General features: G+C 70.6%; 20 protein-coding genes and 1 pseudogene. 4 read left to right on the forward strand and 17 right to left on the reverse strand.

The window, feature by feature from the left end; genetic code table 11:
• Position 1: 1 nt before the first annotated feature.
• The 9 genes from GAS53_RS29500 to GAS53_RS29545 all read right to left on the reverse strand — a co-directional run bounded on the left by GAS53_RS29500 (position 2) and on the right by GAS53_RS29545 (position 8,850).
• The gene (locus tag GAS53_RS29500; RefSeq protein ID WP_151480767.1) at positions 2-586 is read right to left on the reverse strand and encodes a hypothetical protein; all 585 of its coding nucleotides are present in this window, start codon (positions 584-586) and stop codon (positions 2-4) included.
• Entirely contained in the window at positions 583-2,265 is a 1,683-nt protein-coding gene (locus GAS53_RS29505; protein ID WP_151480768.1) for an AMP-binding protein, read from the reverse strand. Before GAS53_RS29505 ends, GAS53_RS29500 begins: the two co-directional genes overlap by 4 nt.
• On the reverse strand, positions 2,252-3,229 hold the full coding sequence (locus GAS53_RS29510) for a hypothetical protein (RefSeq protein WP_225859158.1): 978 nt from the start codon (positions 3,227-3,229) through the stop codon (positions 2,252-2,254). The genes GAS53_RS29505 and GAS53_RS29510 overlap by 14 nt, the downstream gene beginning before the upstream one ends.
• A complete protein-coding gene (locus GAS53_RS56630; protein WP_225859159.1) occupies positions 3,226-4,644 on the reverse strand; it encodes a beta-ketoacyl-[acyl-carrier-protein] synthase family protein in 1,419 nt (472 codons plus the stop codon). The genes GAS53_RS29510 and GAS53_RS56630 overlap by 4 nt, the downstream gene beginning before the upstream one ends.
• Complete coding sequence (locus GAS53_RS29525; RefSeq protein ID WP_151480769.1) at positions 4,641-4,952, reverse strand: acyl carrier protein; 312 nt, start codon at positions 4,950-4,952, stop codon at positions 4,641-4,643. The genes GAS53_RS56630 and GAS53_RS29525 overlap by 4 nt, the downstream gene beginning before the upstream one ends.
• A complete protein-coding gene (locus GAS53_RS29530; protein ID WP_225859160.1) occupies positions 4,949-5,224 on the reverse strand; it encodes an acyl carrier protein in 276 nt (91 codons plus the stop codon). Before GAS53_RS29530 ends, GAS53_RS29525 begins: the two co-directional genes overlap by 4 nt.
• Before the next feature lie 120 nt (positions 5,225-5,344).
• Positions 5,345-6,760, reverse strand: coding sequence for a class I adenylate-forming enzyme family protein (locus tag GAS53_RS29535; RefSeq protein ID WP_151480771.1), 1,416 nt, complete (start codon positions 6,758-6,760; stop codon positions 5,345-5,347).
• Between the two features lie 6 nt (positions 6,761-6,766).
• Positions 6,767-7,999, reverse strand: coding sequence for a 3-dehydroquinate synthase II family protein (locus GAS53_RS29540; RefSeq protein ID WP_151480772.1), 1,233 nt, complete (start codon positions 7,997-7,999; stop codon positions 6,767-6,769).
• Positions 7,996-8,850, reverse strand: a complete 855-nt coding sequence (locus tag GAS53_RS29545) for a 2-amino-3,7-dideoxy-D-threo-hept-6-ulosonate synthase (protein WP_151480773.1) — start codon at positions 8,848-8,850, stop codon at positions 7,996-7,998. Before GAS53_RS29545 ends, GAS53_RS29540 begins: the two co-directional genes overlap by 4 nt.
• Positions 8,851-9,443: 593 nt before the next feature.
• Between GAS53_RS29545 and GAS53_RS29550 the strand changes: the two genes are divergently transcribed.
• Positions 9,444-10,853: an MFS transporter gene (locus tag GAS53_RS29550; RefSeq protein WP_151480774.1), complete on the forward strand. Its 1,410-nt coding sequence runs from the start codon at positions 9,444-9,446 to the stop codon at positions 10,851-10,853.
• A 176-nt stretch (positions 10,854-11,029) separates the two neighbouring features.
• Here the strand turns inward: GAS53_RS29550 and GAS53_RS29555 are convergent, their stop codons facing one another.
• Together GAS53_RS29555 and GAS53_RS29560 are read right to left on the reverse strand one after the other, a co-directional pair.
• The gene (locus GAS53_RS29555) at positions 11,030-11,605 is read right to left on the reverse strand and encodes a dihydrofolate reductase family protein (RefSeq protein ID WP_151480775.1); all 576 of its coding nucleotides are present in this window, start codon (positions 11,603-11,605) and stop codon (positions 11,030-11,032) included.
• 57 nt (positions 11,606-11,662) lie between these two features.
• Positions 11,663-12,175, reverse strand: a complete 513-nt coding sequence (locus tag GAS53_RS29560) for a cysteine dioxygenase family protein (protein WP_225859161.1) — start codon at positions 12,173-12,175, stop codon at positions 11,663-11,665.
• A 105-nt stretch (positions 12,176-12,280) separates the two neighbouring features.
• Here GAS53_RS29560 and pdxR point away from each other — a divergent pair, with 105 nt between their 5' ends.
• Positions 12,281-13,693, forward strand: coding sequence for a MocR-like pyridoxine biosynthesis transcription factor PdxR (pdxR, locus tag GAS53_RS29565; protein WP_151480776.1), 1,413 nt, complete (start codon positions 12,281-12,283; stop codon positions 13,691-13,693).
• A gap of 9 nt (positions 13,694-13,702) precedes the next feature.
• On the opposite strand, the gene GAS53_RS29570 is transcribed toward pdxR, so the two are convergent.
• The 4 genes and pseudogenes from GAS53_RS29570 to GAS53_RS29585 form a co-directional block, all read right to left on the reverse strand.
• The gene (locus tag GAS53_RS29570) at positions 13,703-13,936 is read right to left on the reverse strand and encodes a hypothetical protein (RefSeq protein WP_151480777.1); all 234 of its coding nucleotides are present in this window, start codon (positions 13,934-13,936) and stop codon (positions 13,703-13,705) included.
• 198 nt (positions 13,937-14,134) lie between these two features.
• Positions 14,135-15,378, reverse strand: a pseudogene (locus GAS53_RS29575) (MFS transporter).
• A gap of 7 nt (positions 15,379-15,385) precedes the next feature.
• Positions 15,386-15,847 carry an ArsI/CadI family heavy metal resistance metalloenzyme gene (locus tag GAS53_RS29580; protein WP_151480778.1) on the reverse strand — a complete coding sequence of 154 codons (462 nt, stop codon included), beginning with the start codon at positions 15,845-15,847 and terminating at the stop codon, positions 15,386-15,388.
• A 27-nt stretch (positions 15,848-15,874) separates the two neighbouring features.
• Positions 15,875-17,239 carry an FAD-dependent oxidoreductase gene (locus GAS53_RS29585; protein ID WP_192583339.1) on the reverse strand — a complete coding sequence of 455 codons (1,365 nt, stop codon included), beginning with the start codon at positions 17,237-17,239 and terminating at the stop codon, positions 15,875-15,877.
• A gap of 276 nt (positions 17,240-17,515) precedes the next feature.
• On the opposite strand from GAS53_RS29585, the gene GAS53_RS29590 reads away from it, so the two are divergent.
• On the forward strand, positions 17,516-17,887 hold the full coding sequence (locus tag GAS53_RS29590; RefSeq protein ID WP_151480780.1) for an ArsR/SmtB family transcription factor: 372 nt from the start codon (positions 17,516-17,518) through the stop codon (positions 17,885-17,887).
• A gap of 88 nt (positions 17,888-17,975) precedes the next feature.
• Here GAS53_RS29590 and GAS53_RS29595 read toward each other — a convergent pair whose 3' ends face one another.
• Positions 17,976-19,283 (reverse strand): phytase, encoded by a 1,308-nt coding sequence (locus GAS53_RS29595; RefSeq protein ID WP_225859162.1) that lies wholly within the window; start codon positions 19,281-19,283, stop codon positions 17,976-17,978.
• A 491-nt stretch (positions 19,284-19,774) separates the two neighbouring features.
• Positions 19,775-20,515: a zinc ABC transporter ATP-binding protein AztA gene (aztA, locus tag GAS53_RS29600; RefSeq protein ID WP_151480782.1), complete on the reverse strand. Its 741-nt coding sequence runs from the start codon at positions 20,513-20,515 to the stop codon at positions 19,775-19,777.
• Between the two features lie 15 nt (positions 20,516-20,530).
• On the opposite strand from aztA, the gene aztB reads away from it, so the two are divergent.
• Positions 20,531-21,388, forward strand: coding sequence for a zinc ABC transporter permease AztB (gene aztB, locus GAS53_RS29605; RefSeq protein WP_151480783.1), 858 nt, complete (start codon positions 20,531-20,533; stop codon positions 21,386-21,388).
• The last annotated feature ends 11 nt before the right edge of the window (positions 21,389-21,399 follow it).

Consider the following 21,399-nt stretch of genomic DNA (forward strand, 5'->3'; position numbering starts at 1 on the left):
CTCAGCCCTCCGCACCGGGAGAGACGGGCACGGCGTCGGTGCCCTCGTCCGCGAGCGGAGTGCGCACCCGCATCAGCAGGCGGCACGCCTTGTCGCCGTCCCGCAGACAGCTCTCGGCCCGGTTCTCCGTCAGGGTCACGCCGAGCCCCTCGGACCAGCCGGCGTGAATGTCGGTGCACGGGCACTGGTAGCCCTCCAGCGAACCGGCCATCCGCACCATGGTGATGGCGAAGTTCCGCCGCAGCGTGAGCACGATCAGATCGTCGTCGACCACTTCGGTGGAGGCGTTGCGCAGTTCCCGCGGGAACATCCGGTCACCGCACGCGTCGTACCGGCGGCGCAGTTCCTCCAGGTCCTTGCCGCTGTCACCGCTGTCGGGGAGCGCGCCGGACCGGCGGGCGACGCGCTGCCCGACGTGGAGCGCGACCTTGCGCAGCGCCTCGGCGTTGATCTCGTTCGCGGCCTGCTGCCCGAACCGCGCGGCCACCCCCTGGTACCAGTGGGCGTCGTGCTGCCACCACAGCCGGTACGCCTCCACCGTTTCGGCGCGGTGGTTGACCCCGTCGCCACCCGTGCCCGTACTCATGCCTGCTCCTTGGCGGCGAAGCGGTCGCGCATCACGCGTTTGAGAACCTTGCCGGTGGCTCCCTTGGCCACGTCGTCGGGCTTCATCCGCAGGGCCCGGGTCACCGGGGGGAATCCGGCAGCTGCCAGGGCGGCGTTGACCCGTCCGGTCCACGCCTCGTCGCCGTCACCACCGCCGTCGCCACCGTCGTCAGCGCCGTCCTCGTCCGCGAGCTGGAGCAGTGCGTAGGCCTCGGCTTCTCCGTCGCCGTCCCAGTCCGCGCGTACGCCCTCGGGGGCCACCCCGACGACGGTGCAGTCGGCCAGCTCGGGCAATTCGGCCAGCAGCAGTTCCTCGGTACGGGTGCTGAAGAGGATCCCCTTCCCGGTCCGGATGGCGTCCGGCGCCCGGTCCAGGTGGTAGAAGTTGCCCTGCTCGTCCTGGTGGGCGAGGTCCCCGGTGAGCCAGTAGCCGCCCAGCCGCATCCGGTTCCAGGTCAGCGAGTCGTTCCAGTAACCGGGGGTGAGCGTCGGCGACTTCAGCCCGAGCCGGCCGATCTCCCCGGGCGGCAGCGGTGTGCCGTCCTCGGCGAGCACGGCGGCCTCGGCGAAGCTGATCGGTTTGCCGACACAGCGCGAGTAGGCCGAGGTGTCCTTGGTGTGCCGGTTGTGGAAGACGGAGTAGCCGGCTTCCGACGAGCCGAGCCCGTCCACGAAGACCGAGCCGTCGACCCGGGTCCGGCGCAGGTCCTTTCCGATCTTCACGTGGCTGCCGTGCTGCACCAGGGCCCGGATGTGTGCCTCGTGCGCCGCGTCCCCGGTGTTGAACCACACCTGCACGCCGGACAGATCACGGGCCGTCAGGTCCTCCGCGGCCATCTCGCCGAAGGTCCCGGCGAAGGCAAGCACCGTGGTCGGCCGGAACTCCTCGATGGCGTCCAGCACATCGGTGCCGCGCTGGCTGGAGAGCAGTTTGATGTCCGTGCGCAGCAGCAGGCAGTACAGCAGCGTCGCCACCATGGCGTTGTGCGCGCCCGGCAACCCCACCAGGGTGCGCTCCATGTCGGTCCCGGTGGAGTAGCGGAGCCGGTGCACCTGCGCGTACATCAGCGTCCGGTGGGTGTGCGGTACGCCCTTGGGCATACCGGTGGTGCCGGAGGAGTGGGAGATGAGCACCGGGTCGGTGGGGTCGTGCCGGTACGGGTATGACGGCGGCAGCAGCTCGCGGTGTTCCGGCCGGATGTCGGCGGCGGTCACGCGGAAGCCGGGCCCCGATCCGGAGAGCACCTGATGGTGCTCCGGGTCCGTGAAGGCGCCCACCGCGCCCTGTCTGCGTATGTACTCCCGGGCGATGTCCGGGGGCAGATTGCCGTTGACGAACGACGGGATGGCGCCGAGCGCCGTCAGTGCCAGGAAGTTCACCGCGAACTCGGCGCTGGAATAGGAGTGGATGGCGACCGGGTCGCGGGGCCGCACGCCCTGGCCGGCGTACCAGCCCGCGTATGTCTCGACCGCCTCGTTCAGTTGACCGAGCGTCAGCGCCTCGGGACGGCGGCCGTCCGGGGCCTGCCAGTTGCCGTCCGTCCACAGCACGGGCTCGTCGAGCGCACGGCCGTACGCCTTCAGCCGCTCCAGGACGTTGCCGGCGCCGAGTTCGGTGTCGGAGCAGATCCGTGCCCGCTCCTGCCTACTGATGAGCATGGGTCTCCGTCTCGCTCCCTGCGATGTGTGCCTGCGTGGGAGCTTCCGTGTCGGTGGTGAGGACGAACGCGGTGGGGCCGCGCCGCGCCTGCGGCTCGGTCACCAGGAGGTGGCTGCCGCCGTCCCGCAGCAGCCGCCGGTGGGCGGCGGCCAGCTCGAACAGGCCCTGGATGCTTCCGTGATGCCAGGCCACCGCGGCGTCCCGTGCGTCATGGCCGGTGTCGTACGTCGTCTCGGCCGACCGGACGGTCACCGGTGCCCCGGTGTCCGGACGGCCGAGGAGCATCGCCGCCGCCAGGCCGGCGCGCGCCGGGAGGACCGGGACCGGACGGCCGCTGCCGGCGGCCAGTTCCCGGTACACGGCGGCCAACCTCCCCCTGGGGGCATCCCCGCTCGAGGGCTGGGGGACCTCGGCCGGGGGGACCGCCGCGTCGCCTCGCTCGTCACCGCCCAGCTCCACGCCGAGCACCAGGACCCGGTCCAGCTCGGGGTCCTCGAGGAGCAGATCCGCCATGGCGAGCAACTCGGTCACCGGGTCGTCGAGGGTGGAGAGGCTGACCATCTGCCCGGTGATGCCGAACTCCCGGCTGGTGTGGCCCAGTACGGAGTTGGCGGTGGCCTGCATGAACAGCAGCGGGTTGTGGACCCGCCCGGACACCATGCGCCGGCTGGCCAGATCCGCGGTGGTCGTGTCACCCATGAGGCCGGCCAGCGCCACGGCGGTACGTGAGCCGTCCCCGGGCCGTTCGGTCAGGCACTGCCTGCTGACCTCGTACGCCAGCGGGCTGAACGCCGACTCCACGAAGCCGGGCAGCCTCGGCAGCGGGATGTCGTCGTCCCGTCCGGTGCCGTGGGTGGCGGTTGCGGTGGCGAGGACGCCGAGGGCCGAGCGCAGCACCGTCTTCTCGGCCTTCTCGGCCTTCTCGCTCTTCTCGGTCTTCTCCGTGTTCTCGGTCGTCGTCACGGCCGCTCCAGGACGAGTGCGGTGTTGGCGCCCCCGAAGGCGGCGTTGATGGTCAGGGCCCGGCGCGGGTCGGCCTGGCGCGGCTGGTTCGGCACGTAGTCGAGGTCGCATTCCGGGTCCGGCCGGGTGAACCCGGCGGTCGGCGGCAGTACGCCGTCCGTCAGGGCCAGCATCGTGATCACGAACTCCACGACGCCCGCCGCCTCCAGGAGATGGCCGGTGGTGCCCTTGGTGGAGCTGACCGGTATCGACTCGGCCCGCTGCGGGAAGGCGGCCCGAAGCCCACGGGTCTCGGCCCCGTCGTTGTACTTGGTGCCGGTGCCGTGGGCGTTGACATAGCCGAGGGCCGCCCCGTCCGGATCACCGGCGAGCCGCAGCGCCTGCCGTGCCGCGCGTGCCAGCCCGACGCCCTCCGGGTGCGGCTGGGCGATGTGGTGGGCGTCCGTGGCCGCGCCCCAGCCCACCACGGTCGCCAGCGGCCGGGCACCGCGGCGCCGGGCGTGCTCGGCGGACTCCAGCACGACGGCCGCCACCCCGTCGCCGAGCAGCAGCCCGCTGCGATCGAGGCTGAACGGGCGCACCATGCCGTCGCGGGACAGCGCCCGGCCGGAGTCGAACTTGCCGAAGGTCTCCTCCTCCACCAGGTAACCGCCCGCGCAGACCGCCACATCGATCCGGCCGGAGGAGATCAGCCGGCAGGCATGGATGATCGCGGCGGCGGAGGCGACACAGGCATTGGTGAAGGTGAGCCGCGGCCCGACCAGCCCGAGGCCTTCGGCCAGCAACTCTGCGAGGTGAGCGGGCACGGCGTCGGCGAGGCGCTCCGCGGCTTCGCCCACGTCCCCACCGGGACGGCCCGTCGGTACGGCGTCGGCAACCTGCTCCGCCGTCCGGTTCGCGTCCGTGCCGGACCCGTGCCCCGGTACAGACGCGGCGGCTGAGCGGAGTCGATCAAACTCGCCGCGGTACCGCGCCCCCTCAGGGGCGCGGGGCTGTGACATTTGTGGCTGCGCCGCGTGGGCGCGACCAGCCACCGACGGCCCGCGGTTTCCGTACGGCATTTCCCGTGGAGCGCTCGGCAGAGAACCCGCGGCGCCCCGCCAGTACCGCGTGACGCTCGTGTGGTCGCCGGCGACGCCGAGCAGGACCGCCGCCTCCGTGCCCGCGGGCAGGCCCGCCATGCCGACGGCGTCCGTGCCGCACTGGGCGAGCGCGTGCCGCAGTGCCCAGTCCTCGACCGCGTCGGGGCCGTCCGGGGCGGCCGCCGCCATCGGCGTACGGTACGGGCCAGTGTCGAACCTCGTGGTGGGCGCGAACGAGGGGACTCCCGCGAAGACCCCGCGCCGCAGGGCCTCGGCTCCCGTGCCGAACGCGGTGCGGACGCCGAATCCGGTCACCGTCACCTCACCGCTCATCGCGGCCGCCCCCCTTCCGCCCGGCCCGACTGGGCGGCGCGCAGCAGTTCGGTGAGCCGCCGGAGCGAGGTCAGTCCGGCGATGTCCTCGTCGGTGGGCTCCACGACCAGGCCGTAGCGCTCCTCCACCACGTGCAGCAGCCACACCAACCCGAGGGAGTCCAGGACCAGTTCGGCGTCCTCGCCGAGGTCGTCGGGCAGCCCCGGGAAGATCTTGCGGTCCGACAGCAGCTCCCGGACGGTGTCGGTGGTGATGGGGGACAACGCGGGGGCGGGGTCCGCGTCGCTCGCCGTGGTTCCCGCGCTCATGCCTTCGCACCGCGTCGGACGACCTCGGCGACGAGTCCGCCGAGGGTCAGGAAGGCCAGGGGTTCGATATCGGTGTCCGGGATCTCCACGCCGAACCGCGACTCCAGCCGCAGGGCGAGCTCGATCAGGCTCAGTGAGTCCACATCCAGCCCGCCGACGGTCACCGGGCTCTCGTCCGTGATGCCGTCGCGGCTCGTCAGGATGTTCATCTCGTCGATGACCGAGGCCAGAACGAACTCGCGGATCTCATCTTCCAGGGTTGACGTACTCATGACCAGAATCTCCATCGAATGGTTCAAGTGAGTCGGACGGCGCCCCCGAAGGGGCGCGGGGAACTGCGCGACCAGCCACAGAAGACCCGCAGACAACGAACAACCGGCAATACCCGGACCTCACCCAGCGGAGCGCTCGCGCTCCCGCAACGCCACGGCCTGCCGCACAAGCTTCCCGTTGGACGTGCGCGGCAGCGCATCCAGCAGCCGGATCACCCGCGGGAGCTTGTAGTCGGCCAGCCGCTCCCGGCACCAGCGCAGCAGTTCCTCCGCGGACGGGCTGTCGGCTCCGGCGGCCACCGCGACGTACGCCTCGGTCACGCCCTCGTGGACCAGGACCGCCTGTTCGACCGCCGGGTGCTCGCGGAGCACGTGCTCGACCTCGGTGAGGTCCACCTTGAGGCCGCCGATCACGACGAGGGAGTCGGCGCGGCCGTGCACCGAGACCGCCCCGGTGGCGTCCACCGTGGCCCGGTCGCGGGTGTGCAGCCAGCCGTCCGCGTACTGCGTACCGCCCGAGTCGAAGAGATACGGCGACTCCCCAAGGGCGACGTCCAGTTCGCCCTTGTGCTCCCGCACCGCCACACCCGGTGCGGCCCGGCCGACCGACGGGCGCAGAGTGCCGCCGACGTCGATGGCGACGATGCCGGTCTCCGTGGTCCCGTACGCCTCGCCGACCGCGACGCCGTAGCGTTCGGCGAACCGTGCCGCGACGTCCGGGGGCATCAACTCGCCGCCCGACACAGCGATCCGCAGGTCGGGCAGTGCGGGGGGATCGACGGCCGCGGCGAGCAGTTCGTAGTGCATCGGCACCCCGAACACGGCGGTGATCCGGTGGTCCACCGCGGTCCGCAGCAGGTCGCGGGCGGAGACGCGGGGTGCGAAGACCACGGAGACACCGGCCGCCAGCGAGTGCAGCAGACCGCCGATCAGGCCGAAGCTGTGCGCCGTCGAGCTGAGCAGCAGCAGCCGGTCGCCCTCGCCCGGCATGCCGGGGACCGTGGCGAAGGCCTCGACCTCGGCGGCGAGCGAGCGGGTGGTCCTGCCGATCACCTTCGGCCGCCCGGTGGAGCCCGAGCTGAACTGGACCAGCCGGTGCCCGGTGATGGCCGGCCGGCCGGTTCCCTGGCACTCGGTGATGACCTCGTACTCGGGCCGGAAGCCGAACGCCGCCCGGACGTTGACACCGGCGCTGACCATGAACTGCGGTCGGCAGACGGCGCAGAGCGCCGCCACCTCGGCCGGTTTGAACCGGAAGTCGAAGAGCAGCACCTGGGCGCCCAGCCGCCACAACGCGAGCAACACCTCGACCTGGGTGAAGCTGGGCGGTGTGCGCAGGCCCACGGTGCTGCCCGCGCCGATGCCGTATCCGGCGAAGACCGCGGCCTGTTTGGCCACTCGCTCCCTCAACTCGCCCCGGGTGACAGTCTCCTGCTGGTGTGTCAGATAGGGCAGGCCGTCGTCCTTCGCGTCGAACAGCCTCTGGACCAGGGAGCTCATCCCGTCATCTGCCGTGTCTGCCACGAGTTCGCCCATGAGGCCTCAGACCTCCTTGCAGAACTCGCCGATGGGCAGGCCGACATGGCGCTTGTCCGCAGCCAGATAGCCGAGCAACTCGTCCCCCGTCTGCAACTCGGTGACGTTGAGGACCTTCCCGCCCGGGCCGAGCACCCGTACGTGCCAGTCGTCCTGCACGGTCAGGCTGACCAGCCGTCCGTCCTCGGCGTGGGTGCGGATCTCAAGGAGCGGCCGGGATTCGAGTTTGGCCCGGCCGACCACGACCCGCCGGGTGCGTCCGTCGGCGCCGACCGCCAGCAGGGGCATTCCGGAGCCCACCTCGCTCAGGTAGCTGGTGCGGTTGTCGGGGCCGAGCGTGTACGAGTGCAGGGCACCGGCGTTGACCCGGAACGGCCGGGTCGGCATGTACGGCAGCGGATGGGTCTCGCTGCAGCAGAGCACGAACCCGGAGGAGTACGAGCCGACGAGGATGCCCTCGTCCTCCTCGAAGTGCGAGCAGGTGTCCACACAGACCCGGTCGCCGAGCCCGACGTGCCGGATGCTCTCCACGGTCAGTGTGGACAGCTCCAGTTGGGGTGTGGTGGCCTCCAGCAGTCGTGCCAGCGCGAACACCTCGTCGGCGCTGCCGGGTGCGTACAGGATGCCGTCCGAGCCGCGCTCCAGGACGTCGAAGACAATCGCGGCCTCCTCCAGGCCGTCCACGACGGTCACCAGCTTGCCCTCGGCGGACTCGGCCGCGGCGAGCACGATCTCCAGCGGGATCTTGGTCGGGTCGGCGAAGTGGATGACGGTGTACGGCAGCGCCATGGCGCCCGCGCACGACAGCTGCAGGGTACGGTCGTCCCGTACGTCGATGAGACCGGCGGCCGGCGTGCCACCGGCGGCACGGTTGTCCGCGGTGAGCGCGTCCAGCTCGTCCTGAGTGGTGAACTTCCGCAGCAGGAGGTCGATTCCGGCTCCGGCCGGGGATGCGAGTGCGGCCGGGGACTCCGACGCCTTCCGGTCCTCGGTGACCTTGGCGGCCTTGGTGTCCTTCGTGTCCCCGGGGTCCTTCACCGCCTTCTCGCCGGGCTTCTTCGCGCCGGCCGTGGCCGGCCCCCCGGGGACCAGCACCCGGGTGACAGTCGGCGGCAGCGTCCCGAGCAGCTCGGCGTCGGTGGACACCACTCCCGCCATCCGGGTGTGGACGGCCGCGTCCACCACCGCCTGGAGCTGCGGTCGGGGGACTTCACGGAGATCGATCCACGCGAACCTCATGCGACACCTGCCACGATCGTCGAGTATTTGGACATGCCCATGTCATCAGCTATCTCTCCCCTGCTCTCGGCTCTGCTCGAGCGGGAGGTGCCCCCATCGCCGTGCACGACCGCGGCGAGGCGGGACACGAGAGAAGCGGGTGAGGGGTCCGAGAAGATCCGGCGGCCGACGGCCAGCCCCTGACAGCCGGAGGCCATCACCGCGGTGCCGTACTCGATGAGGTCGGAGCCGTCCGGCGGACCGCCGGCGGCCAGGACGGGGATGGGGCTGTGGGCCACCACCTCGGCCATCCGGTCAAGCGGCAGCGCGACGGAGGTCTTCACCATGTCGGCACCGAGGTCCGCGGCGACGTTGACCAGATGCGCGAGGAGGGCGGGGTCGCGCGGGTTCTCGATGCGGGGGCCCCGAGGGTAGATCATCGCGATCAGCGGCATACCCCACGCATCGCAGGAGCGGGCCACCGCCCCCAGATCGGCGAGCTGGCGGCCCTCGGTGTCCGAGCCGATGTTCACATGGACGCTGACCGCGTCCGCGCCGAGCCGCAGCGCCTCCTCGACGTCGCCGACCAGCACCTTGGCGTCCACGTCGGCGGAGCAGGCGGTGCTGGCGCTCAGGTGCACCACCAGCGCGCAGTCTTTGAGGATGTCCGGCGCGAGGGCACGGGCACGCCCCTTGTGGACGATGATCCCGTCGGCCCCGCCGGCCACCAGCGCTCGCAGCAGATCGTCCCACTGGCCGGCGGGGGCCACCGGGCCGTCCGACACGGTGTGATCCAGAGGAACGAGCAGGTGCCGGTCATCACCTGCCAAGGACAGTCTTCTTAAGCGCAATGGCTTGCCAGTTTTCAGCATGGGTAATGCGCCTTCCCAGCCAGGAGGCCGCATGGCAAAGGTCCGGCAGCGGCTTCGAGTGAACATTTCAGGAATTCGAACCGCAACATCCCGTCGCGGGCCTCCATGTCCGAAAAACGATGGTCGTAGAACTTTCAAGTTCAGCCGCACATCAGCATTCCCCGAGTGATCGCCCGTTGGCAAGGCGTAATCACCGGCAACTTTTTATGCCATCCGCCGCAAGAATATTGACAGCGATTTGACAGGAATGACGGGGTTGACGGCGTCGAGCAGTGGTGTTCGTGGGCCATTGTGCGGCAAATGGTGAGGTGGCGGATGCGGTGCGGTCTATGCCCATTGAGCCGGTCTGTCCCCACCCATGGCTGCATCGGATACTTTATTGCTGGTGAGACGTGTAAAGAGGCGGCTATTCTTCCGCTAAGCCCCTGCCACCTTGTTCGGTTATTCGGACGAGTCGTCTTCCTTGTCGAAATGGAATTCACGGGATTAGGGTGACAGGCGCACTCCGGTTCGTGTTACATGCGAGTCCGTCCCCTCCCCCACCTTGGCCCGGACCATTCACACGCTCCGGGCCTACCGGAAGTGACCTCCCCATGCCCGAATTACCGTCCAGGACCGCTCCCGAGACCGTCGGCCACAGACCGGCCGCGTCACCACCACCGCCGGCCGGGCGGAGCGAGGCGTCTCGCGTCGCCGTCGCGAGCCTGATCGGCACCACGATCGAGTACTACGACTTCGCCGTGTACGGCACCGCCGCCGCGCTCGTCCTCGGTCCCGCCTTCTTCCCCTCCGGCAACGCCACCCTCTCCTCCCTGGCCGCGTTCCTCACGTTCGCCGCGGCCTTCCTCGCCCGCCCCCTCGGCGTCCTGCTGTTCGGGACGATCGGTGACCGGCTGGGCCGCCGACAGGCCCTGGTCATCTCCCTCTTGCTGATGGGCGTGGCAACGGTCGGCGTCGGACTGCTGCCCACGTACGAGACCGCCGGACTCCTCGCTCCCGTACTGCTGGTGACGCTCCGTCTGCTGCAGGGCGTGAGCATGGGCGGCGAGTGGGGCGGAGCGGTGCTGCTCGCCGCGGAACACGCGCCGCCAGGACGCCGCGCCCTGTACGCGTCCATCCCGCAGGCCGGCCCCTCGCTCGGATTCCTGCTGTCCACCGCCGTCATCCTGCCCACCCTCGAGTTCGCGGGCCGGGACGGTTTCAGGGACGGCGCTTGGCGGATCCCGTTCCTGCTCAGCACCGTGCTCGTGGTGATCGGCCTGTGGGTACGGGCGACGGTCTCCGAGTCACCGGTCTTCACTTCCGCGGCCCGCCGCACCACACAGGCACAGATACAGGCCCAGGCCCAGGCCCAGGCACCGGCACCGGCACCGGCACCGGCACCGGTGTCCCGCTTCCCCCTCGGCGCTCTGGTCAAGGAGTACCCCGGCCGGCTGCTGCTCGGCATCGGTGCGGCGATCGGCGGCTCGGCCGTCTACTACCTGACGATCGTCTACAGCATCTCGTACGGGCCGAAGTCGCTCGGCATCCCCCAGAACACGATGCTGACCGCCGCGAGCATCGGCGCGGCGGCCGGCATCGCCATCACCCTCCCGGTCGCCGCGCTGGCCGACCGGATCGGCCGCCGCCCGGTGATGCTGACCGGAGCCGTCGGCTGCGTCGTGTGGGCGGTGCCCATGTACGCCTCCCTGAGCTCGCGCAACGCCGTGGTGATCACCGGCGCGTACACCGTCGGACTCATGCTGCTGGCGCTGATGTTCTCCCCGGTGGCGGCATTCCTTCCCGAGCTGTTCCCCGCCCGGCTGCGCTACACCGGCGCCTCCGCGGCCTTCATCCTCGCCAACACCCTCAGCGGCGGCTTCGCTCCGAGCATCGCCACCTGGCTGAACAGTCGGTGGGACTCACCGCTCGTGCTCGGCTTCTACACCGGCGGACTCTGCCTGTTGAGCCTCCTGTGCCTGCTGGCCCTGCCGGAGACCCGCGACCACGAATTCGACACCTGACGGTTCCTGCTGGGCGAGCACCTGTTTGTCGGGCGCGTCCTCGTCCGGCGGGGCTGGTGAACCTGGTCGGCTCGGAAGATCTCGTGCATGCGGTCGGCCTCGACTTGATCGGGTTGATCCACCTCAGATGGATCTCCCATCGGCATGGCGTCGGCCGCCGCGTGTGTCACCGGCAACTACGCTTGCTGCCCAGGGTCCTTGACGCCGTAGCGCAGATAGACCACACCATTGCTGAAACGCCGCTCGTCCCACAGCTCGAGATCGACGCGGACGCCGTCCGGGAAGAACGGGTTGCCGCCGCCGACGATCGCCGGTCCCACGAAGAGCTGGTACTCGTCGACGAGCCCGGCGCGGATCGCGTGAGCCGCCAGGCGCGGCCCTTCGACGGTGATGTCGAGGTCGGACTCGGCCTTCAGTTTTCGCACCGCATCCGGGTCGAACGTCCGCTCCAGCCGGGTTCGCGCGCTGGTGACCTCGTCCAGCGTCGTGGAGTAGACGATCTTGTCGGCGGCCCGCCAGATCCGCGCATACTCCAGGATGAAAGGCGGCTGGTCGGGCACCGTGTGCGCCGTCTCCCAGTAGACCATCGTCTCGTACATCCGACGGCCGTACAGGTTCGTGCCGATCGCTCGAAATTTCTCGTTGATGAACTTGTGCACCTCCTCCTCGGGACCACCCCAGCCGAAGTTGCCGTCGGGATCGCTCACGAAGCCGTCGAGTGACGTGGTCATCGAATAGATCAGCTTGCCCATGGGTGCCTCGTCCTTCCGTGGAACTGTTGGCAGTTGAGCTGGAACCGGTCCCCGCTGTCAGTCGTAGTAGCGGCGGACGCTGGAACCCAGTCTGGACACGTCCGTGCCGTAGATGTGCAGGGAGATGGCGGTGGTGGCCGCTTGGTTGCAGACACGGTGGATGTCGCCCGGCGGGGCGAAGCCGCTGACCTCACCGACGTGTTGGGCGTTCTCGCCGACGGGGTTCAGGTTCTCGTCGTACAGGATCTCGTGCTCGACGCCTTGTAATTCGCCGAAGACGCACCAGGTGGTGTGGTCGTGGATACGCGTGCCCTGCCCCGGTCGCCAGACCACCGCCAGCACGGAGAACGAGGAGTCCGGTTCGACGTGCAGTATGTGGCCGCGTGCCCGGTCAGGATCCCCGAGTCGTTGCTCGGGGGTGAGCATGGCGGGCGTCGGAAGTCGTCGGCGGAGCTGGTCGGCGACGAGATCGGCGGTTGTGGCCCAGTCCGCGCGGACTCCGACGGCGTCACGCACCGCGGCCACGAGTTCGTTGAGCGCCGGGTGAAGGCGGCGCAGCGTGTCGGTCACGTCATCTCCTTCGGGACGGGTGAAGCGTCGGTCGGTGAGGGGGTCTCTCCTCGGTTCCGGCCTTCAGCATGCTGGGGAAGCGGTCCGTCGGTAAGGTCCAGTTGCATGCCGATCGAGTGGACCGGTTCGGATCCCGAGCTGCTGTTGAAGCTGGACCGCGGACACGGCGAACCACTGCGTACCCAGCTCGAACGCGCGTTGCGTCAGTCGATCCAGTCGGGCCGCCTGCAGGCCGGGGAGCGGATCCCGTCCACACGGCGGTTGGCAGCCGAACTGGGCATCTCGCGCGGGCTGGTCGTCGACTGCTACGCGCAGCTCGAGGCGGAGGGTTACCTGAGCAGCCGTCCCGGATCGGCGACGCGGGTGGCGGACGGCGCCGGGCGTTCACCCGTGGTCCGGCGGACCGAGGTGGCACCGCTTCTGCAGCCGCTTCCTCCAGGAGCGACCGACTTCCGGCCCGTCCAGCCCGACCTCTCGTACTTCCCGCGACGCGACTGGCTGTGGGCGTTGGGCGAGGCCGCCCGCCGTGCGCCCAGCTCCGAGTTCGGCTACGGCGAAGCCCAGGGCAGCGGCACGCTGCGGGAGGTGGTCGCCGGCTACCTCCGCAGAGTGCGCGGCGCCGTCGCCGAGCCGCAGCTGATGGTGATCAGCAGCGGATTCGCCCAAGGGCTCGCGCTGGTCCTGAGCGCGCTCGCGGCCGAGCGGGTCCGTCGCGTCGCCGTCGAGGAACCCGGTCCGACGTACCGGGACATCGTCACAACGCGGGCGGGGATCGAGGCGGTTCCCGTCCCGGTCGACGAAGGCGGCATCGATGTCGGCGCACTCGCCGCCACCGGCGCGCGCGCCGTCATCCTGACCCCCGCCCATCAGTCCCCCACCGGTGTGGTGCTGACCCCCGAGCGGCGCCACGCCGTTCTGGCCTGGGCACGCGAGCGGGACGCGACGATCGTCGAGGACGACTACGACACGGAGTTCCGCTACGACCGCGAACCCGTCGGAACGCTCCAGGGCCTGGCACCGGAAAGGGTCGTCCTGCTCGGCACGGTGAGCAAGTCGCTGGCTCCCGGACTGCGCCTGGGCTGGGTCCTCAGCCCGCCGCACCTCGTCGCGGCCATCGCCCATGCCAAGCGGTACGCCGACCGGGGGTCACCGACCCTGGACCAACTGGCTCTCGCCACGCTGCTGGAGTCGGGCCGGTACGACCGACACCTGCGCCGCATGCGCAAGGTCTACGCCGGCCGCCGGGCCGCTCTGGTGCGAGCCCTGCAGGACCAGGTGCCACGGGTCGGCGTCGGCGGTCTGGCCGCCGGCCTGCACGCCGTGGCCCACCTTCCCGACGACGTCGACGAACGCCATGTCGTGCGCGAGGCGTGGGCCCGGTCGATCGGCCTGCACGGCATGAGCCACTACCGGATCGACGGTGCCTCCCACCCGCCACAACTCGTGATGGGCTTCGGCCACCTCACAGAGACCGCCATCGCCCGCGGCATCGCCACGATCGCGGACCTCCTCGGCTGACTCCGGCCGTCAGCCGTTCAGCCGGGTACGCAACAGCCGCTTGCCCAGTTCAGCGCCCTTGCGGCTGTCGGCCTGCGCCTTGCGGAACAGTTCGACTACCTCGCTGTCCTTGTCCCGCTCCGCATCCTGGATGTACGTCTCCAGCCGAAGGGCGTTGTTCAGGCACGACTCGACGTACCAGATCAGGTTGTAGTCCTTGTCCTGCGTGCCGGTGATGCCACCGGTTTCGGTGCTGCTTGTCATGGTGGATCTCCTCCGTGTCGTTTGATGAGGCCTTTCGGGGATCAGAGGGGAGTCACCCGCCACGCTTGAAGCGTGGTGATCCTCAGAGCGGCTGACGGGTACCCGAGGAGTCCTGGCACACGCATCCGTGCGCCTCGGAAAGCCGGATAGAAGCACCAGGGCACGACTGGGCACCCACCACGCTCGGCAGGGATGCGCTCACCTCTGCGTGGACAGAGCAGCCAACGAGGCCGCCGCGAGGGAAGCCGCGGAGAGCAGTGCGAAGAGGGTGGAGTATCCCCCGAGTTCGACGGCGAGGGCCGCTCCCGCGAAGGGGGCGAGAGCGCTGGCGACGGTGACGGGTGCGGCTAGGAGGCCGGAGAGACGGCCGTAGTGGGTGGTGCCCCAGCGGTCGGTGACGGCGGTGGCCTGGAGGAGGGTGAGATTGCCGCGGACCATGCCCGCGGAGATGGCCAGGAGGAGCAGGAGCGGATAGGGACCCGGGGTGAGGGCCAGCGCCAGGGTGGTGGCTCCGCCCGCGGCGATCAGCGCGACGGTGCGGGTGGTAACTCCCGTATGGCGGGCGAGGGTTGTGTAGAGGGTGCGGCCGAGGGTCTGGCCCGCACCACCGAGACCGAGAGCCCAGGCCGCCGCGGTGGGGCTCGCGCCACGTTCGGTCAACAGCGGAACGATGGCGATGACGACGGCGTACATCGCGAAGCCGTTGAGCGTGAGCGCGGCGGCGAGCATCAGGAAGGGGCGGCTGCGGATCACCGAGTCGCTGTGGGTGGTGGTCCGGCGAGCGGAGTTCTGCGGGGCCGGTGGCCACGGGGCGCGCAACGCGAGCGCATGCGTCGGGACGGTGACAGCCGCGAGGATCACGGCCAGGGCCGCGTAGGTGGTGCGCCAGCTGAGGTGTTCGGCGAGCGCGGCCGTGAGTGGGGCGAAGGCAGTGGACGCCAGGCCGCCCGCGAGCGTGACGATCGTGAGGGCACGGACCCTGTCCTCTCCCCACCTGGGGGTCCCCCCAGGCCCTTTAGGCACTGGGGGAGGGTGAGCGCGGCGAAGGCGGGCTGGTAGAAGGTGGCGGCCATCGCCACGCCTGCGACCAGCCAGGCGGCGGTGAAGACCGCGAGGTTGGGCGCGTACGCGATGCCCAGCACCGCGGCGACGCCAAGCAGTGAGCCGACGGTCATCACGGCTCGCGGCCCCCGGCGGTCGAGGATGCGTCCGACGGGTATCCCGGCGAGCGCGGAGACGACCAGGGCGCCCGAGAAGGCGCCGGTCGTGGCGGTGGTGGACCAGCCGGTGTCCGCGGTGATGCGGGCGTTGAGGACCGGGAAGGCGTAGTAGACGATGCCCCAGCTGGTGATCTGGGTGGCGCACAGGGCCGGCAGGGCGGCGCGCGGCCGCGACCGGTCGCCCGTTCCGGTCGCGGCCTGACTGGTGTGAAGGTGGGGCATCCGGCGGTCAGCAACAGCCGTCGGCGGCGGGTTCGTTCGCGCCGGTGTCGGCCGCGTCCGGGGCGGCGCAACAGGTGCTGCCCTGCTCCTTGGTCAGCGTGTCGGCGTCGGCCTTGACGACGTACACCTCCCAGGGCTCACGGCCGGGACCGTGCACCCAGACCTTGTCCTGGAGGGCGAAGCAGCACGTGGTGTCGTTCTCCACGTCCGTGGCCAGGCCCGCGTCGGCCAGCCGGGCCGTGGCCGCGTTGACGGCTTCGGTGGATTCGACCTCGACACCCAGGTGATCCATGCGGGTGTCCTCCCCCGCGGCGCTCTCGACGAGGACGAGCTTGAGCGGGGGCTCGGCGATGGCGAAGTTGGCGTAGCCGTCGCGGAGTTTGGCGGGCTCGGTGCCGAAGAGCTTGGTGTAGAAGGCGATGGACGCGGCGAGGTCGGGCACGCGGAGGGCGAGTTGTACGCGGGACATGGCGAACCTCCTTGGATGGGTGGGGTCTCAGCAGCCGCCGGAGGAGACCGGGGCGCCGATGCCGATCTGCAGGGTGGTCGGGGTCGCGCAGCAGCCGCCACCGGCCTGCTCCGCGCTCTCCGGCTCGTCGAAGAGTCCGGCGCCGCCGCACACTCCGGACTCCGGGAGCGTCAACTCGACGCGCTCGGCGGCCTCTTGGTCTCCGGCGAGTGCGGCGCTGATGGAGCGCACCTGCTCGTAGCCGGTCAGCGCGAGGAAGGTGGGCGCCCGGCCGTAGGACTTCATGCCGACCAGGTAGACGTCCTTCTCCGGGTGGGAGAGCTCGCCCACGCCGTGCGGGTAGACGGTGCCGCAGGAGTGCACGTTGGGGTCGATGAGCGGGGCCAGCGCGGTCGGGGCCTGGAGGCGTTCGTCGAGGCCCAGGCGGACCTCGGAGAGGAAGGAGAGGTCGGGGCGGAAGCCGGTCAGGGCGATGACCTCGTCCACCGGGTCGAGACGGCGGCCGTCCTCGGCGACCAGGACCAGGCGGCCGTCGCCGTCCCGCTCGATCGCCTCGGTGCGGAAGCCCGTGACGGCGTCGGCGTGGCCGTTGTCGACGGCGGCCTTGGCGGCCAGGCCGAGGGCGCCGCGGGCGGGCAGCTGATCGGCTTCCCCGCCGCCGAAGGTGGAGCCGCTGATGCCCCGGCGCAGGATCCACAGCGCGCGTGTGCCCGGCTCGTCCTGGGCCAGGTCGGCGAGGGTCGCCAGCGCGGTGAAGGCGGACGCCCCGGAACCGATGACGGCGGTGCGCCGGCCGGCATAGCGGGCGCGTACGGCCGGGTCCTTGAGGTCGGGCACACGGTAGGTGATGCGGTCGGTGGCGGCCCGCTCCCCCAGGGCGGCCAGTCCGCTGCCGCCGGCCGGGCTCGGAGTGGTCCAGGTGCCCGAGGCGTCGATGACCGCCCGGGCGAAGAGGCGCTCCTCGCGGCCGTCCGCGGTGGTGAGGTGAACGACGAGGGACTGGCTGTCGCGGTCGGCGTCCACGATGCGGTCCCGTCCGGCGCGGGAGACGCCGGTGACGGTGGCACCGTAACGGACACGGTCACCGAGGGTGTCGGCGAGGGGCTGCAGGTAGAGCTCGGCCCAGTCGCCGCCGGTGGGGTAGGTCGCCGCGTCGGGGCGGGTCCAGCCGGTGGGAGCGAGCAGCTTCTCGGCGGCGGGATCGGTGACTTCGCCCCAGGTGGAGAACAGCCGGACGTGGGACCAGTCCCGCACCGCGCCGGCCGCCAGCGGACCCGATTCCAGGACCAGGGGCGTCAGTTGCCGCTCGAGCAGGTGGGCCGCGGCGGCCAGACCGACGGGGCCGGCTCCGATGACGACGACGGGCAGATCGTGGGTGGCGGGCACAGTCACGGGACTCTCCTCGACTTCGATGCTTATCGATACGCTGTGGACACCAGCATGCACCTTGAATAGACGTACGTCAACATAGAGGTTCATCGAAATAGCCACTCCGAGGCGGGCGCGAGACTCTCCGCAGTCGAGGCGGAGAAGGTCGCCACTGTCTACGCAAACTCCGCGAAGCGACCCTGCGAGCCCCGGACCGCCCGGCCGGACGGGCGCGCTACTTAGGCAGCTATCGAAACAGCGGATGTTGGCATCTCGGCGAACGAGTGTCAATATAGACACATGTCGAATCTTCAGGAGAAGGTGGCCGTGCTCCCGGCCGAGCCCTGCTGCCCACCCCTGACCGAGAGGGAGCTGACGGCGGAGGAGGCCCAGAGGACCGCCGCCATGTTCAAGGCGCTGGGTGACCCGGTCCGGCTGCGCCTGTTCTCCAAGGTGGCCTCCCACCCGGACAACGAGGCCTGCGTGTGCGACATCGCAGACGTCGGCGTCTCGCAGCCGACCGTCTCCCACCACTTGAAGAAGCTCAAGGAGGCCGGACTGCTCGCCTCCGAGCGGCGCGGGACGTGGGTCTACTACCGCGTCGAGCCGTCCGTGCTCGCCGCCATGGGCCAGCTGCTGTCGTTGGCGCCAGCCCCCGCCAAGGTGGCCTGACCTTCACGGGATCCTGTTCGGCGGCAGGCCGTCGAGGGCCGAGCAGCACGTACGGCCGCCAGGGAGCACCCGGCGGCCGTACGGGATGTCACATGTCGGTGGCGTCCACCACAGCGCCGAGGTCGACGAACTTGAAGCCGGTCGCCGTACGCGTGCCACCCTCGCCGTCCGGCACCGCAGGGGTCTCCTGGCCGTCCTGGACGACGAGCAGGCCGCGCGGGTACCGCGTTCCCAGCGGGGCGTTGAGCACGGCGGCGCCGTCGCTCTCCTCCACGCTGTCGAGCGTCGCCGTGGCGGCCCCGATCCGGAAGCCGCCCTCGTACTCGTTGGCCTCGCTCACCTCGCGGTCGTACAGGGCGAAGGTGTTGTCGCCCTGGCTGGAGGCGAGCAGGTAGCCGTCGCCGTCCTTCTCCTGGAACAGGGTCAGGCCCTCGACGTCGGCCGACAGCCGCGCGCCGCCGTAGCCGGGGTCGGTGCCCGGCGTGCACTCCTCGGTCGCCTCGTCGTAGACGCCGGGGACGCCGTACTCCTTGACCTTGTCCACCAGGACCGGCTTGCCGGTGAGGTCGGCGCTCAGCCGCCAGATGCCGATGTCCTCCTGACCGGCGTAGAGCGTGCCGGTCGCCGGGTCGACGACCATGCCCTCGACCTGCGGGAGTTCGTCGGGCTCCGCGCAGGGGCTCCAGGACGTGCCGTCGGGCAGGCGGAAGGAGGACGGCAGGTCGAGGGCGCGCACCTTGCGGTAGCCGACCCTGCCGCCTGCGGCCGGTACGAGTTCGAGGAGGGCGAGGCGGGTCCGTTCCCGCTGGCTGACCAGGGCGTACGTACGCCCAGTTGCCTTGTCCGTCCAGGTGGCCAGGCCGTACGCGGTCCGCTGGTCGTTGATCGCGGACTGGTCCGCGGAGAACACCGGGGCGGCCGCCGGGTCGGTGATGTCCTTCAGCGGGCCGCCCGGCTGCGACGGGTCGATGCGGTAGATCCGCAGGCGGTCGTTGCCCCGGTCGCTCACCACCGCCACGTCGGCCCGGCCGGCGGACGTGCGCAGGCCGGAGACGAGGTCGACGTTGTTGTAGCGGCCCGGCGCGTCGTCCGCCGTCGGAGGCTGCGGGGCGGACAGCGACTGCACCAGGCGCGCGTCCAGGTCGTAGACCCGCAGGCCGCCCTCCTTGGCGGTGGCCATGACGAGGCTGCGCCCGGGGTCGGCGGCGTTGCGCCAGATCGCCGGGTCGTCCGCGTCGGAGTTGCCGCCCGCCTCGTCGTCGTAGAGGGCGGGAGTCTCGCTGGTGGCGGTCACCACCGGCAGGTCGGCCGCCCCTGAGGGTGCCGCCGCGAGAAGGACCAGGGCGGTGCCGGAGGCGAGGACTGCGGCTCTTCGCTTGGCGTGCTGCGTTCTCACTGACGCTTCCTTAACTGTCGGGGACTGTCGGTGCTGTCGAGGACATGCCGATAGTGCGCGGGGAAGCTTGCGTACAGAGGGCCGCGAACTGTCCATGCCGTCACGGGGAGTACGGAATTACGTCAGCTGAAGTTCGCCTGGCATCGCCCGACCACACGAAGCATCGGCAAGCATCTGTGTTCTGTCCGGGCGACCTGAGGGGACTACGGTGCAGCGCCGACGTGGGGAACGGAAGAGCCGAACAGGCACTCGGGCCGCCGTTGCCGGAGTGGCAGGCATGCCGCCGTCGACAGGCTGCGGACTCGGCGATTCCGGCGATGCCGATGACCGAGCGTCCGCCACACCGATGACGCCTCGCGAACAGCCGTGGACCCATCGACGCGCGACAGCCCTGAGCCGGGCCGGACCAGCGGCAGCGGCAGCGGCAGCGGCAGCGGCAGCGGCAGCGGCGCATGAGTACCGTCTCCACGAGACAGGACGGGGCGGTCGCCTCACATCGGTTGCCAGATGCTGGCGAGCGTTGATGCGGTGAGGAGTTGTTCGGGGTGCCCCTGTCCTGCCAGGTGGCCGTTGCGGAGGAGGAGGCAGGCGTCCGCGGAGCGTGCGGCTTCGAGGTCGTGGGTGGCGTGGACGACGGTCACTCCGTCAGCGACCAGCTCGGTCAGCAGCGCGCCGATCCAGCCCCTCGCCTCGGGGTCGAGTCCCGTGGTCGGTTCGTCCAGGAGGAGCAGGTCCGATTCCTGGGCGAGTCCTTGGGCGATCAGGGCGCGTTGCCTCTGTCCGCCGGATAGTTCTCCGAGTTGGCGGGTGGCGAGGTCGCTGATACCGAGCCTCTCCATGGCCTGGTCCACGGTAATGCGGTCCTGTCGGGTCAGTCGGCGCCACGGTCCGCGTTCGCCCCAGCGCCCCATTTCCACCGTCTGCCTGACCGTCAGCGGCAGTGCGTCCCCGACGGCGCCGCGCTGCGGGACGAACGCCGGTGGCCGGTCACCGTGGTGGTGGAGCTCGCCTGATGTGGGTTGGATCACTCCGGCCAGGACTCCGAGCAGGGTGGACTTCCCGCTTCCGTTCGGGCCGACGAGCGCGGTGGTGGCCAACGCCGGTATCTCCGCGTCCAGTTGGTGGAGGACGGGCCGGCCCGGGTAACCGGCGGACAGCTCGGTGAAGCGGACGCGGGACGTCCTGTCCTCGGCTTGGGCGAAAGAGGGGGATTTTTTGAACATGATTTTCATTGTAATGTGCGCCGCATGGATTGGCTGACGGTTCCCTTCGAGGTGACCTTTGTGCAACGGGCCCTGTGGGGCGGGATGTTGGTGTCGGTGATCTGCGCACTGGCCGGTACGTGGGTCGTGCTCAGGGGGATGGCCTTCCTGGGTGACGCCATGTCCCACGGGCTGCTGCCCGGGGTCGCGCTCGCCGCGCTGCTCGGTGGCAACCTGCTGGTCGGGGCGGTCCTGAGCGCGGTCGTCATGGCCGCCGGTGTCACCGCCCTCGGCCGCACCCCGAAGCTGTCCCAGGACACCGGCATCGGCCTGCTCTTCGTGGGGATGCTGTCCCTCGGCGTCATCATCGTGTCGCGCTCGCAGTCCTTCGCGGTCGACCTGACCGGGTTCCTCTTCGGTGACGTCCTCGCCGTCCGTGAGCAGGACCTGGTGCTGCTGGGTGTGGCGCTGGTGCTGGCACTGGCCGTCTCGGTCCTCGGTCACCGGGCCTTCCTCGCCCTGGCCTTCGACCCGCGCAAGGCCCGAACGCTCGGCCTGCGTCCCCGCCTCACTCACGCCGTGCTGCTCGGCCTGCTGGCCCTCGCCATCGTCGCCTCCTTCCACATCGTGGGGACGCTACTGGTTCTGGGCCTGCTCATCGCCCCGCCCGCAGCCGCGCTGCCCTGGGCACGCAGTGTGCGAGGTGTCATGGCCCTCGCGGCGCTGCTCGGCATCACCGCCACCTTCTGCGGCCTGCTGCTGTCCTGGCACCTGAGCACCGCCGCCGGCGCGACCGTCTCGGCCCTCGCGGTGAGCCTGTTCTTCCTCTCCCACCTGGCATCCGGTCTCCGCCACCACCGCCGTGCGCACCTCGTCGGCGTGCACGTCGCGGCAACCGACTGAAAAGAACCTGA

It is taken from the genome of Streptomyces albicerus (assembly GCF_008905045.1).
GTDB classification, from domain to species: domain Bacteria; phylum Actinomycetota; class Actinomycetes; order Streptomycetales; family Streptomycetaceae; genus Streptomyces; species Streptomyces albicerus.

Bases quoted from the DNA above. Each gene is read 5' to 3' on its own strand.
- GAS53_RS56630 (WP_225859159.1), bottom strand. From the start codon at position 4,644: ATGAGCGGTGAGGTGACGGTGACCGGATTCGGCGTCCGCACCGCGTTC.
- GAS53_RS29580 (WP_151480778.1), bottom strand. From the start codon at position 15,847: ATGTCCCGCGTACAACTCGCCCTCCGCGTGCCCGACCTCGCCGCGTCC.
- aztB (WP_151480783.1), top strand. From the start codon at position 20,531: ATGGATTGGCTGACGGTTCCCTTCGAGGTGACCTTTGTGCAACGGGCC.
- GAS53_RS29570 (WP_151480777.1), bottom strand. From the start codon at position 13,936: ATGACAAGCAGCACCGAAACCGGTGGCATCACCGGCACGCAGGACAAG.
- GAS53_RS29500 (WP_151480767.1), bottom strand. From the start codon at position 586: ATGAGTACGGGCACGGGTGGCGACGGGGTCAACCACCGCGCCGAAACG.
- GAS53_RS29555 (WP_151480775.1), bottom strand. From the start codon at position 11,605: ATGGGCAAGCTGATCTATTCGATGACCACGTCACTCGACGGCTTCGTG.
- GAS53_RS29545 (WP_151480773.1), bottom strand. From the start codon at position 8,850: ATGCTGAAAACTGGCAAGCCATTGCGCTTAAGAAGACTGTCCTTGGCA.
- pdxR (WP_151480776.1), top strand. From the start codon at position 12,281: ATGCCGATCGAGTGGACCGGTTCGGATCCCGAGCTGCTGTTGAAGCTG.
- GAS53_RS29540 (WP_151480772.1), bottom strand. From the start codon at position 7,999: ATGAGGTTCGCGTGGATCGATCTCCGTGAAGTCCCCCGACCGCAGCTC.
- GAS53_RS29525 (WP_151480769.1), bottom strand. From the start codon at position 4,952: ATGAGCGCGGGAACCACGGCGAGCGACGCGGACCCCGCCCCCGCGTTG.
- GAS53_RS29505 (WP_151480768.1), bottom strand. From the start codon at position 2,265: ATGCTCATCAGTAGGCAGGAGCGGGCACGGATCTGCTCCGACACCGAA.
- GAS53_RS29550 (WP_151480774.1), top strand. From the start codon at position 9,444: ATGCCCGAATTACCGTCCAGGACCGCTCCCGAGACCGTCGGCCACAGA.
- GAS53_RS29535 (WP_151480771.1), bottom strand. From the start codon at position 6,760: ATGGGCGAACTCGTGGCAGACACGGCAGATGACGGGATGAGCTCCCTG.
- GAS53_RS29530 (WP_225859160.1), bottom strand. From the start codon at position 5,224: ATGAGTACGTCAACCCTGGAAGATGAGATCCGCGAGTTCGTTCTGGCC.
- aztA (WP_151480782.1), bottom strand. From the start codon at position 20,515: ATGAAAATCATGTTCAAAAAATCCCCCTCTTTCGCCCAAGCCGAGGAC.
- GAS53_RS29590 (WP_151480780.1), top strand. From the start codon at position 17,516: ATGTCGAATCTTCAGGAGAAGGTGGCCGTGCTCCCGGCCGAGCCCTGC.